Genomic DNA, 13,161 nt, shown 5'->3' on the forward strand with positions numbered 1-13,161 from the left:
AAACATTCGGTATTTTTCTTTTTCTTTAATTTTTTTTCTTTAACAGGTATAATATCAATATAGAATTGTAATTTTTTGCATATACTTTTAATTAAGGTATAAAATTATTTTAGATAGAGTATTTGGGAAAAAAATTAGCTTTCAAAAAATATAGGGAGTGTTAATGAATGACTGAAATAACTTTTAATAATCCAAAAAAAATATTTTTTATTGGTATTGGCGGTATTAGTATGAGCGGACTAGCTGAAATTCTTCATTACAATGATTTTGAAATAAGTGGCTCCGATATGAAATCATCTGCCATAACAGAACGCCTTGAAAATCTAGGCATACAAGTATTTATTGGTCATAAGTCTAGCAATATTTCAGATAAATATGATCTTGTGGTACATACAGCTGCAGTAAAGGAAGATAATCCTGAATTTCAAGAAGCTCAAAAATTAAATATTCCATTGGTAGATAGAGCAGAGCTATTAGGGCAAATTATGAATAACTATAAATACTCTATTGCTGTTTCTGGTACACATGGCAAAACAACAACCACTTCAATGTTATCTCATATATTATTGGAAGGTAAAAAAGACCCTACAATATCTGTAGGAGGTATTCTAAATGTGATAAAAGGCAATATTAGAGTTGGTGAAAAGGATTTCTTTGTAACAGAAGCCTGTGAGTATTATAATAGTTTTCTTAAACTCAATCCACAGGTAGGGATTATACTTAATGTTGAAGCAGATCATCTTGATTTCTTCAAGGATTTAGATGAAATCGTTGAGTCTTTTAATTGTTTTGCAAAAAAAATTCCTTCCGATGGCATTTTGGTGGTGAATGGTGATATTAATGAATATGATTCTTTGGTTTCTAACTTGCACTGTAAAATTGTAAGCTTTGGTTCAGATATGAACAAACACGATTATTCTGCAGATAACATTGAATATAATGCTTTAGCCCATGGCAGTTATGACTTAATTTATAAAGGGAAAAAGCTAGATAGGATTCAATTACAAGTAACTGGACTTCATAATATATATAACTCTTTATCTGCTATTGCTTCTTCTTTAGAATTAGGAATAACCTTAGATGATATAAAAGAAGGTTTATTGCAGTTTAATGGTACTCAAAGAAGATTCGAATATAAGGGCACTGTTTCTGGCGTTACTATTATTGATGATTATGCTCACCATCCAACAGAAATTCTTGCAACACTAACAGCTACAGAGAATTATCCCCACAAACGAGTTTGGTGTGTTTTTCAACCACATACTTATACCAGAACCAAAGCTTTCTTAGATGAATTTGCAACGTCTCTTAGTTTGGCTGATAAAATTATTGTTACAGATATTTATGCCGCTAGAGAAAAAGACCCAGGGGATATTCATGCAACAGATCTTTTGAATAAGCTTACAGAATTAGGAAAAGAGGCCTACTATATTTCCTCATTTGATGATATTGAATGCTTTTTATTGCAAAATTGTGCCGATGGTGATTTGTTAATAACTATGGGGGCCGGAGATATTAATATCATAGGGGAAGAGCTCCTTGGAAATTAGTTATCCACACTATCCACATATTTATCAACATTATTTTCATTATATATTTGTGAACACTTTTGTTAACATAATCCTATTTTTATTTTATGAATTTAAAAATGAAACAAGCCTATTTTAGGCATTTTATTCTAAAGGATTTTATTATTTACAACTTATGTGCACTAGTTATCCACATTATCCACAGGTTTATTAACATTGCTTATCCGACACCATTGTCAATAAGATGACATTCTTACAAATGATTTTGTCATATTTTAGAACGTATAAACTTAGGATTTACATTCTCAATTTTTGTATTCTATGCTATAATGATACTACTGTAAAATAATTGATTTGGTTTTATTTAATCATTTAAGGGGAATCATTATGCATAAAATCGTTTTAGATTCAGGGCAATATAACTTGTATACTTCTGTTTCAAATATATTTATTGACCACTATATGTCTTCTGCTAATGGAGATTTTATAAAAGTGTATTTATATATTTTAAGAAGTATGCAAAATAATACAGAAATTTCGACATCTTTAATTGCTGATAATCTAAATCTTACTGAGGCTGATGTTCTTAGAGCTCTTAGATACTGGAATGATTTAAATATTTTAAAAGTTGAAGGTACTGATAAAGAAATCAATAAAATTTCTATATTACAGCTAGGTAATTTACAACATTCTCCTACAATTGAGACTATTAATCAGATGGATACCGATTCAGTAGAACTTATACCAAATGAAAAACCTGAATACAAACCTTCTGAAATGAATAAATTTGCTGAGAATGCTTCATTTAAACAATTGATATATATTACTCAAAAATACTTAGGGAAATTACTTACTCAAAATGAATTAAGTACACTTATTTCCTTTTATGATTGGCTTAAGCTTCCATTTGAAGTTATTGAATTCTTAATAGAGTATTGTGTTTCAAATAACAATAGATCTATGCGATACATAGAAAAAGTTGCCATTACTTGGTCTGAAAATAATATTGATACTCTTGAGAAAGCAAGAAATCATATACAAGTTTTTAGCAAAAGTTATTTCGGTATAATGAAAGCTTTCGGATTAGGAAATAGAAACCCTGCAGTAACTGAAATACAATATATGAAAAAATGGCTAGAAACATATAAGTTTGAATTAGATATTATCCTTGAAGCTTGTAATCGAACCATACAAGCTATACACCAGCCTAGCTTTGATTATGCTGACTCTATTTTATCCGCTTGGCATAAAAAGAATGTCCGTAATTTTAATGATATTACACTGTTAGATGATCAGTTTGAAAAAAATAAAAAAACACGTCCAGAAACTAAAAAAGAGAGTAAGTTTGTTAATTATAGTCAACGGGATTATAATTTTGACGAACTTGAAAAAATGGCAAGAGAACGTTTAATTAAAAAGGCAAGTGAAAGTAGGTAGTTATGGTGAATTTAAAAACTTCACAATTTAAACAAATTATGAGACTCTACGAAGAAAAACAATTAGCAAATCAATACAAATACGATTATCGCAAGAAAGAAATTTATAATGAAATTCCTGAAATCAAAGAAATCGATCACGAAATTAGTAGGACAAGTATTCATTTGTCAAAATTATTAATTTCAAATTCTTTTGATTCTAGCAATGAATTAAAGAAATTAAAAGAAAAAAACTTAGAACTGTCAATGAAGAAAATTGAACTTCTCCATCTTCATGGTTATCCAAAAGACTATCTTCAAAAACAGTTCGATTGCAATAAATGTTCTGATACTGGGTTTATTAAAAACGAAAAGTGTTATTGTTTTAAGCAAAGATTGGTAGATCTTGCTTATGAGCAGTCTAATATAAAGTCTTTATTAGAGCATGAGAATTTTGATTCTTTTGATTTCACTTTTTTTTCTACTGAAATTAATGAAAAATATGGTATGTCTCCTCGTCAGAATATAACAAATGTATATAGCTTTTGTATTCGATTTATTAAACATTTTAAAACGGATTTTTCAAATATAATTTTTTACGGTAATGCTGGTGTCGGAAAGTCTTTTTTAAGCAATTGTATTGCAAAATCTCTTTTAGATAAAGGCCATAATGTCATCTATCTTACAGCTTTTCAGTTGTTTGAAACCTTTGAAAAGAATAAGTTCAATAAAAATAATAGTGATATTTATGAGGATTTAGTAGCTGATATACTTAATTGTGATTTGTTAATTATAGATGATTTAGGAACAGAATTTAGTACGTCTTTTACCAGTTCTCAGTTGTTTAATTGTCTTAATACTAGATTAATTAGTAAAAAGTCAACTATTATATCAACAAACTTACAACCAGCAGATTGGTCTAAGCAATACTCTAATAGGATCGTTTCAAGAATTTTTGGAAGCTATGAGACTCTTAAAATATTCGGAGATGATATTCGTATTAAGAAAGCATTTAAAGACTAATCTTTAAACTTCAACTAAGTAATACTTGACTAAAATATAATTAATGATAAAATATATTTGTCTGCATGCTTAGCTCAATTGGATAGAGCGCCTGACTTCGGATCAGTAGGTTGTGGGTTCGAGTCCTACAGCGTGCGTATAGAAAAAACAGCTTATACCCTGAATTTACAGTGGTATAAGCTGTTTTGTTTTTGTCATTTCTTTCTTCTGGTGCGTTAGTCAATGATGGTCAATTTCATTCATCACCAAAACTTGTTCCTACTGAACGTCCAGACTTTATAAGATCATTATCAGACCTTACTTTTTTTAGTTTTCCAGCAACTTTTTCTAGAGGCAATCCTACTACTTGATTGTTAACCAATGCTACTGTTTGTCCATACTCGTTTCTCTCAATTAACTCAGCTGCAAAAGCGCCTAATTTAGTTGCTAATACTCTATCATAGGAAGAAGGGGATCCCCCTCTTTGTTGATGCCCTGGAATGGTTACTCTTGTTTCAAATCCTAGCTGCTTGTTTATTTCATCAGCAATACTGTAAGAAATAGATGGGTGATTCATTTCTTTTCTATATTTTTTAAACTCTTTTCTAGTCATTACTGCTTCTTCTTTTGTAACGGCTCCTTCTGCAACAGCTAGAATAGAGAAGTTTTTGCCACTATCATATCTTTTCTTTAGAGCCACTAGTACACTATCCATACTGAAAGGAATTTCTGGTATTAAAATGACATCAGCACCACCAGCAATCCCAGCGTATAAAGTTAACCACCCTGCTTTATTTCCCATTAGTTCAACAAGCATTACTCTGTCATGGGAATCCGCTGTGGTATGAATCCTATCAATTACATCTGTTGCAATATTTACTGCACTATGAAAACCAAAGGTAATATCTGTTCCCCATATATCATTATCAATGGTTTTTGGTAAGCCGATTACGTTAAGACCCTGTTCTCTTAATAAGTTAGCATTTTTATGGGTTCCATTTCCCCCTAAAACAACTAAGGCATCTAGTTCTAACTCATTATATGTGTTCACCATAGCCTTAACTTTGTCTAAATTATCTTCCTCTATCACTCTCATTCTTTTAAAAGGAGTTCTTGCCGTTCCTAGTATGGTTCCACCTCTTGTTAATATACCTGAGAAGTCTTCTGGTTTCATCATTTTATATTTTTTGTTGATAAGGCCCTTAAAGCCATCTTCAATTCCAATTATTTCTGCATCCATTTTATTATATGCTGATTTCGCTACAGCCCTTATAGCCGCATTAAGTCCAGGACAATCTCCACCACTGGTTAATATTCCAATTCTTCTTTTCATATAATTAACCTCCTTTATCTTTAGTATGAGAGCAGTACTTAAATGAACTTATTAAACATTTCATACATCAAACAAAATTCAATAATTAATATAATTAAGCAAATAAGATATAATAAAATTATCTTAACTTCTTGTATTGAATCAGCCCTCTGGTACTTTGATTTATTAACTTTAAAAGTATCTTTGGATAAAATCAATCTTTGTAATTCTATATACTCATATTTATCGGGAAATAAGTATTCTTTTATTGCTTTAAATATTTTCATATTAAAAGGTATTAGTATTAGGATTAAAATAATTTGTATCATATTCATCATTCACTCTAATTATAGTTACTATATTAGTATGACATAAATTTATTAAAAATGAAACAAAGTATTCCTATGTTAAAAATAACATTTTTATTATGCCTAAGGACAACCATTTTTATTACCCCCTTATGCCTCTTGGTACCTGGTACCCAAGAAGCATAAGCTTTTTTCAAGTCTATTCTTGTATCATTATTATCTTAGGAACTCTATAACTTCCTAACGCCTCTTCTAGTGTATATATCTTGTCAAGAAATCCAAAGGATACAGTATATACAAATTCTCTTCCATCAAGTAGTTTAATAAAAATAAATTTATTCATATATGATGCATATAATAATTGACTAAAACTTTTATTGCTAATAATTTCCCTTTCATAAAGATCCTCTACAATTTTTGTTCTATCATTAAATGATAGTGGAATAATCCTATCCTTATCTTTAATATGTCCTGGTATTAGACTTATATTATAGCCCCTATTCAACTCATTAAACTCATAAAAATCTGTTATATTAGCTTGAATAATATGCCATGTATTGTTATCCTTTTCTAAAGCTATTGGAACAATATTTTGATAGTTAACACCATAAGATGCTAAGATAAATGCATATTGATTATCAATGGCCAGATACCTGGTGAAAACCCTATCTGTTCCATAATAGTCCATAACAACAGTTTCAATTTCTTTTCTGCCCATATGTTTTTTATTAGGTAATTGTTTTTTACCAAAGGTATATTGATTATATACTTCCTCAAATTCTTCAATGGATATAATTTCATATACACCTTCCTTATATATCACATACTGGTTGGCATTTAAAAAGTATATTATATAAAAACCTTCCTCATCATAAAAGTACTCAGCCTTACTGGCAAATTCTTCTGTTACAGGTAATTTATAAGACTCCACTAATAATAAAGGGGTAATTACCATATCCCTTTCAAAATCGTATGGATTATTACCTAATACAAATAACTTATTTGCTTTATTAGCATCATACTTTATAATAGACTCTAGCAATAATTGAAAACTATTCATTTCTTGTTTTGCTTGTAATAATGCCTTTTTTGCACTAATCTCTTCTGCATCTATTGATAATAAATAAGGATTTTCTATAAAAAGATCATTAATGACCTCATCATCTAGTAATACTAATAAATCTTTTAGAAACTCTTTATCCTCCATATAATCCATTATTAATACATTTATTATGGCATCATCTATTTGTTTTTCACTAAATAACCCATATATTAGTTGATAATTTTCATTTTCATATTGGCTATAGAAAGCTAATATTTCTTTATTGTAATTATCAAATAGAATTCTTAAAAAATCCTCAAGTTTTTTTTCATTTATTCCAATACTAAGTTTTACATCTTCTTCATATAACTTTATCCTTCTTAACTCTAACACATCTATCTCTGTTAAATTATCAAGGTAAATCTTATTTCCCCCTACATTTGATATATGTCTGGTAAATAGTTCTTGAAATAATGGTATGGGCAAACGCCACTTTCCCCATTTTAAGTTATTATAAATAAATTCAATATTATCATTATGTAAGTTAATTGTAAAAGTAGCTTTTAGAGGAATAGTTACACCTTTATAGTCAACATTAATTTTTATATACCTTTCTTTTAAGTTTATATAAAAATCCTCTTTATAGTGGTTTATATTTGTAGCAAAAATATTATTTATGGTTTCATTATTGATAGTCAGTTCAATTTCTTCATTAATAACCTCTATTTGATCATAAACAATGGCATTACTTCTTTCAAAAGTGAAAATAAAAATGCTACTGTATGTATACCAAAAAACACCCATTAAACCAATGATTAAGATACCAATAAAGATACTTATCCCATATATAAATTTTTTATTCACTTTCATATTAATCAAATCCTTATTTGCTGTTGTATTCCCATTTCCAGATCCTTGGGAGCAAGTTTTTAAATAAACTACATATTATAATTCTAACCCATATAAATGGTTCAATACATATCTACTCTTATTATATGGGTTAGTTTTATAATTAAAATTCCAAATTATTAACTGTTCTCGGAAAGGCTATAACATCTCTTATATTACTCATACCTGTTATATACATAATTGCTCTTTCAAATCCAAGTCCAAAACCAGCATGACGTGTGCCACCATATTTTCTTAAATCTAAATACCACCAATAATCTTCTTCATTTAGACTACAATCTTTCATCCTTTGAACTAAAATATTATATCGCTCTTCTCTTTGACTGCCACCAATAATTTCTCCAACCCCAGGTACCAAAAGATCCATAGCTGCAACAGTTTTTCCATCATCATTTAACCTCATGTAAAATGCTTTTATATCTTTTGGGTAATCTGTTACGAATACTGGGCATTTGAAAACATTTTCTGTTAAATATCTTTCATGTTCTGTTTGTAAATCATTTCCCCATTCTGCCTTGTAATCAAAGTTATCATTGTTTTCTTGAAGTATTTCTATGGCTTTAGTATACGTTATCTTCTTAAACTCTGAGTTAACCACATTATTTAATCTATCCAATAACCCTTTATCTACAAAATCATTAAAAAATTTCATTTCTTCAGGGGCATTTTCTAACACAAAATTGATAATATATTTTAGCATTTCTTCAGCTAATATCATATCATCTTCTAAATCTGCAAATGCAATTTCAGGCTCAATCATCCAAAACTCAGCAGCATGTCTTGTGGTATTAGAGTTCTCCGCTCTAAAGGTTGGTCCAAATGTATAAACATTTCCAAAAGCCATAGCGTAAGTTTCTACATTTAATTGACCACTTACTGTTAAATTGGTTTCTTTACCGAAGAAATCTTTTGACTTATCTACTTTCTTATCACCCTCTATGTCTAAAGTAGTTACTCGAAACATTTCTCCTGCGCCTTCACAATCACTTCCTGTGATGATTGGTGTATGAACATATACGAAATTTCTCTCCATAAAAAATTGATGTATGGCATATGCTATTAAAGACCTTACTCTAAAAACTGCAGAAAATGTATTTGTTCTTGGTCTTAAATGAGCAATCGTTCTTAAATATTCAAAACTATGCCTTTTTTTCTGCAAAGGATAATCTGGTGATGATTTACCTTCAATATGAATATTTTCTGCTTTCACTTCAAAAGGTTGTTTGGCATTTGGTGTTTCTACAAGAGTTCCAGAAATAATAATGGCAGTCCCTACAGAAAGCTTTGATACTTCTTCAAAATTATTAATAGAATCATCGTAAACAATTTGAAGGTTTTCAAAAAATGAACCATCATTGATGACTAGAAATCCAAATGTTTTAGATCCTCTTACACTTCTTATCCAGCCAGCTACTTCTATTTTTTTATTTATAAAATTTGCTTTATTTCTATATAATTCTTTGACTTTTATTATTGTCATAAAATGTTATCTCCTTTTTTACCCTTTTATTACTTATATTATATCATATTTCCATTTTGTTTCCTCTTTGATTTATTGAATTATTTTATAGAAGTTGTGTTTTTGTGTTATACTTTATTATGAGATGTATTTTAAATATTAAATCATAAAAAGAAATAAAAACTTTACCAATTTCACTTCTTATTTCTATATATATGTAGTATATACAATAATGAACATATAAGAAAGGATTAAAAAATATGGATGAAAGAATTAAAACCCTTGCTAAAAACCTTGTAAATTACTCTCTTAAAGTTGAAAAAGGAGAACATGTGTTAATCCACCATTCTGGATCAGCAACAGAGTTACTGGCCAAAGAATTGATTACTCAAGTATATAATGCAGGAGGCCTGCCATTTATTCATACATCTAATAGACGACTTGAACGGGAACAAATGTTACAAGGCACAAAAGAACAATTCGAATTAATGGCTAAAGCAGATGGCTTGTTAATGGAAAATATGGACTGTTATATTGGTTTACGTGGTGATGATAATGTATCAGAGTTAGGTGATGTGCCTGCTGAAAAAAGAAAACTTTATGATGCCCATTATTCAACTCCTGTACATCATGATATTCGTGTACCCAATACTAAGTGGGTTGTGTTAAGATATCCTAATAATGCCATGGCACAATTAGCTAGTATGAGCCTAGATCGTTTTGAGGAATTTTACTTTAATGTGTGTAATTTAGATTACTCAAAAATGTCAAAAGCAATGGATTCATTAATAGCCCTTATGGATAAAACAGATAAAGTTCATATTAAAGGACCGAATACGGATTTGACCTTTTCTATTAAAGATATCCCTAATATTAAATGTGCAGGGAATATGAATATTCCAGATGGAGAAGTCTTTACTGCTCCTTTAAAAGACTCTGTTAATGGAAAACTCAGTTATAATGTTCCTGCTATATACCAAGGCTTTACTTATGAGAATATTACCCTAGAATTTAAAGATGGTAAAATTATAAATGCAACTTCTAACGACACTGATCGAATTAATCAAGTTTTTGATACAGATGAAGGGGCTAGATTTATAGGAGAGTTTGCCATTGGTGTTAATCCATTTATCATCAAACCTATGAAAGATACTTTATTTGATGAGAAAATTATGGGAAGCTTCCATTTTACACCTGGTAATGCTTATAAAGAAGCTTTTAATGGTAACAAGTCTGCTATTCATTGGGATTTGGTTTGTATTCAAACTCCTGAATATGGTGGTGGAGAAATCTACTTTGATAATGTGTTGATTAGAAAAGATGGGATGTTTGTATTGCCTGAGTTAGAATGTTTGAATCCTGAAAATCTTAAATAAATAAAGAACTTCTTTTTATTTTTCTTGGGGTGGTCCGTATGTACAAGGATTTTTATTATATATAAAATGTAATAGCGTAACCAAGGATGGTTGTGGGTTTTTGGAACTTATATATAATCAAAATGTATACATCTCCTAGAATATAATATTAAAAGGTGTGCCCTTGGGCACACCTTTTATGTTATATGTCTATATAATTTATATTTTTCCATTGCGTAAATTAAGCCTAAGCCTAGTATAAAACAAGAGATGAATTGACCTATAGCTACTAAAATCATTAATGAAATCAATGGCAGTGCAAATCCATACACATATTTTAGTAAAAACCCTACAACTATTGCATTAATGATGATTGGTGGAATTGGCACTAGGTACCTGTTTTTTCTTAAACTGTATGATAGAATTGCCGCTAATAAGGTCGCCAAACTTCCTAGTATTATATCTGCAAGCATAGCACCCCCTAAGTAGTTCGCTATTAGACAGCCTATAAATAGTCCTGGTATAGCAGCAGGTGTGAAATATGGTAATATGGTTAATGCTTCAGATATTCTTATTTGTATTTCCCTAAAACTAATTGCTTGAAACACTATTGTGACAACAACATATATTGCAGCAATTATAGCGGCCTGTGTTATATATCTTGCTTTGTTATCCATATATATTCCTCCAGATCATTTATATAAATTATTTAGTTCTATAATTTATAGTGATGTACCTATTATAACCTAAAGTTTGAAATAATATTTTCAGCTATTTAAGTAGGCTTATCTGCTAATTTTTTGATTTGCAATCATATAGCTTAATGGCTTATTCTGAGGTATATTAACATTAATCACATATTTAATTCTATTTTCTTCTAACATACTTTCAATAGAATAATTGGATGGTACTAATCCATTGGTTACAATATGGGTTATAAAATCTATTTCCGTTTGTTCTAAATAGATATTATTATTGTTATTAACAATTTTACCAATAAAAAAATTAATCCTATTATTACTGAATTCATAACCTTTTACATAGCTATCCGGTTTAGGTATATAGGTTTTTAGTACTTCCTTCTTTTCATCTAGGATATCCACTCTTTCCATTGGGAATACGGTCTTCCCATTTGGGCCTTGACTTATATTTGATTCATTGGCATACCCCACTACAAGATTATTTCTAATTAAGCCTAATATCTTTACTTTTTCTCCATTATTGCTTTTTAAAGAATGTTTTTCTTTTGTTTTTAAATCGATTATAAAGATTTCATCATTGGTATCCTCAAATGAATCTTGTTGCCAAGCAATAAAACTGTTATTTCTACTAATAAATACTCTATCTTTATCCATAGGTAAATCTTCATACACCACTGTATATTTATTATTCTCAATATCAATGGCATAGACTTTATTATTATAAACAAAAAAGCACTCATTGTTTTCGTTAAGGTAGTCAAAGAATATTATATTATTAATTAATACATCATAGGAATCTTCAATAGATACAAAAGAAACTGTTTCATTATAATAGTTTTCATTATTATAGTAATTAATTAAAACCCCATTCTGTCCCTCGTAGACACCTGAGTTCATATAGCCTTTTACCCCATAGGTGATATTGCCACTATTGTCTACATTGATTGGTTTAATCTCATGTCTATCGTAAGTATCTAAAATAAATTCATTATTAAGTCTATCAAAGTTAAATACCTCTATAACTTTGTTGTCTGTTCTATCATATAACCATAATTGCGTTTTATCTGATAAGACAATGTATCTTCCATTTGGAGAATTTTTCATATTTATAGACATTTGACTTTTTAGATAACCCAAATTAATTTGATTGTTTTGGATATCAATGAGATTGTTATCTAACCTTTTTCTTAGAGTTCTTGTAAAATCAACTATATTGTAATGCCCATTTTCACCTAACTCAACTTTATATTCTTCCTTTACATAATAATAGTTCATATTATCATTAAGTATTAATACCACATAATTCATCTCAAAATAGAGCATTCTTCTATCCATGCCCATTAATATTGGCTTTGGTTCATTCATCTTATGAACATTAAGATCGCTCCATAAAATAGATGTCATAGAACTATCTAAGTTTACATTACCTAAATCTAATACTTCTTCATTTTTTTCTTGCCTATTTTTAAATAAAGTCTCTTTAAGATGGTCTTCTTCTTTTTCAAAAGTACTATTATGTATTGAATGAATTATATCAAGGGCCCTACCCATATTATGTATATTATTATTGATCAAACTGCCATAATAATAGATTGTTTCTCTATTCTTTGTAGTAACTGCAATAACAAGTCGATATGTATAATCTTGTATTAATCTTCTGTTTATTTCCATATTGACTTTAACTTCGTTATCTGTTTTTGTAATACTATCTTTTCCTATTTGTTCTTCTATTAGAAGAACATTATCTTCATTATATAATTTATAACTGATTTTAGACACGGTATTGCCGTTTTCTTTAATGGAAAGAGATAGTTTGTTGTTTTTTGTTAATATGTACGGTTCTGTAATAGATTCTATATTTTGAGTATAACCATGCAAGTAATTATATACCCCATATTCTTCTTCTATCCATACTATTGGAAGACTGGCATTTTCCAATTGTTTAATATGATATTTTGTTGTATTAAAGCCACTAAAAATTAAAAAAGCCGTTATAAATACAAAAAATAATACAACTATCTTTATAAGTATATTTTTCAAAACCAATCCCCCCCTTTTTATACTATCAATAACTTATCTTTAAAGTAACAAATACATATATCAATGTCAATGGTGTTTTTTTGCATATA

9 protein-coding genes and 1 tRNA gene are annotated in these 13,161 nt (G+C 29.1%); 5 read left to right on the forward strand and 5 right to left on the reverse strand.

Annotated features, from left to right (window positions below):
• Positions 1-167: 167 nt before the first annotated feature.
• From murC to EDC18_RS11615, 4 genes are all read left to right on the forward strand, one after another.
• Positions 168-1,550, forward strand: coding sequence for a UDP-N-acetylmuramate--L-alanine ligase (murC, locus tag EDC18_RS11600; RefSeq protein WP_132253351.1), 1,383 nt, complete (start codon positions 168-170; stop codon positions 1,548-1,550).
• Between the two features lie 366 nt (positions 1,551-1,916).
• A complete protein-coding gene (locus EDC18_RS11605) occupies positions 1,917-2,966 on the forward strand; it encodes a DnaD domain protein (RefSeq protein WP_132253353.1) in 1,050 nt (349 codons plus the stop codon).
• A gap of 2 nt (positions 2,967-2,968) precedes the next feature.
• The gene (locus tag EDC18_RS11610) at positions 2,969-3,967 is read left to right on the forward strand and encodes an ATP-binding protein (RefSeq protein ID WP_132253355.1); all 999 of its coding nucleotides are present in this window, start codon (positions 2,969-2,971) and stop codon (positions 3,965-3,967) included.
• Between the two features lie 63 nt (positions 3,968-4,030).
• Positions 4,031-4,104, forward strand: a tRNA-Arg gene (locus tag EDC18_RS11615).
• 98 nt (positions 4,105-4,202) lie between these two features.
• On the opposite strand, the gene EDC18_RS11620 is transcribed toward EDC18_RS11615, so the two are convergent.
• The 3 genes from EDC18_RS11620 to asnS all read right to left on the reverse strand — a co-directional run bounded on the left by EDC18_RS11620 (position 4,203) and on the right by asnS (position 8,997).
• Complete coding sequence (locus tag EDC18_RS11620) at positions 4,203-5,279, reverse strand: 6-phosphofructokinase (protein WP_132253357.1); 1,077 nt, start codon at positions 5,277-5,279, stop codon at positions 4,203-4,205.
• A gap of 486 nt (positions 5,280-5,765) precedes the next feature.
• Positions 5,766-7,478: a hypothetical protein gene (locus tag EDC18_RS11630; RefSeq protein ID WP_132253361.1), complete on the reverse strand. Its 1,713-nt coding sequence runs from the start codon at positions 7,476-7,478 to the stop codon at positions 5,766-5,768.
• Positions 7,479-7,620: 142 nt separating this feature from the next.
• Complete coding sequence (gene asnS, locus EDC18_RS11635; protein WP_132253363.1) at positions 7,621-8,997, reverse strand: asparagine--tRNA ligase; 1,377 nt, start codon at positions 8,995-8,997, stop codon at positions 7,621-7,623.
• A 239-nt stretch (positions 8,998-9,236) separates the two neighbouring features.
• Here asnS and EDC18_RS11640 point away from each other — a divergent pair, with 239 nt between their 5' ends.
• Positions 9,237-10,352: an aminopeptidase gene (locus EDC18_RS11640; protein ID WP_132253364.1), complete on the forward strand. Its 1,116-nt coding sequence runs from the start codon at positions 9,237-9,239 to the stop codon at positions 10,350-10,352.
• Positions 10,353-10,528: 176 nt separating this feature from the next.
• Here EDC18_RS11640 and EDC18_RS11645 read toward each other — a convergent pair whose 3' ends face one another.
• On the reverse strand, positions 10,529-11,008 hold the full coding sequence (locus EDC18_RS11645) for a QueT transporter family protein (protein WP_132253366.1): 480 nt from the start codon (positions 11,006-11,008) through the stop codon (positions 10,529-10,531).
• Positions 11,009-11,116: 108 nt separating this feature from the next.
• Positions 11,117-13,072 carry a hypothetical protein gene (locus tag EDC18_RS11650; RefSeq protein ID WP_132253368.1) on the reverse strand — a complete coding sequence of 652 codons (1,956 nt, stop codon included), beginning with the start codon at positions 13,070-13,072 and terminating at the stop codon, positions 11,117-11,119.
• Positions 13,073-13,161: the final 89 nt, after the last annotated feature.

Source organism: Natranaerovirga pectinivora (genome assembly GCF_004342165.1).
Lineage (GTDB): Bacteria > Bacillota > Clostridia > Lachnospirales > DSM-24629 > Natranaerovirga > Natranaerovirga pectinivora.

Excerpts from the sequence above, each read along its gene's own strand:
- EDC18_RS11620 (WP_132253357.1), bottom strand. The coding sequence starts at position 5,279 with ATGAAAAGAAGAATTGGAATATTAACCAGTGGTGGAGATTGTCCTGGA.
- EDC18_RS11630 (WP_132253361.1), bottom strand. The coding sequence starts at position 7,478 with ATGAAAGTGAATAAAAAATTTATATATGGGATAAGTATCTTTATTGGT.
- asnS (WP_132253363.1), bottom strand. The coding sequence starts at position 8,997 with ATGACAATAATAAAAGTCAAAGAATTATATAGAAATAAAGCAAATTTT.
- EDC18_RS11605 (WP_132253353.1), top strand. The coding sequence starts at position 1,917 with ATGCATAAAATCGTTTTAGATTCAGGGCAATATAACTTGTATACTTCT.
- murC (WP_132253351.1), top strand. The coding sequence starts at position 168 with ATGACTGAAATAACTTTTAATAATCCAAAAAAAATATTTTTTATTGGT.
- EDC18_RS11640 (WP_132253364.1), top strand. The coding sequence starts at position 9,237 with ATGGATGAAAGAATTAAAACCCTTGCTAAAAACCTTGTAAATTACTCT.
- EDC18_RS11610 (WP_132253355.1), top strand. The coding sequence starts at position 2,969 with ATGGTGAATTTAAAAACTTCACAATTTAAACAAATTATGAGACTCTAC.
- EDC18_RS11645 (WP_132253366.1), bottom strand. The coding sequence starts at position 11,008 with ATGGATAACAAAGCAAGATATATAACACAGGCCGCTATAATTGCTGCA.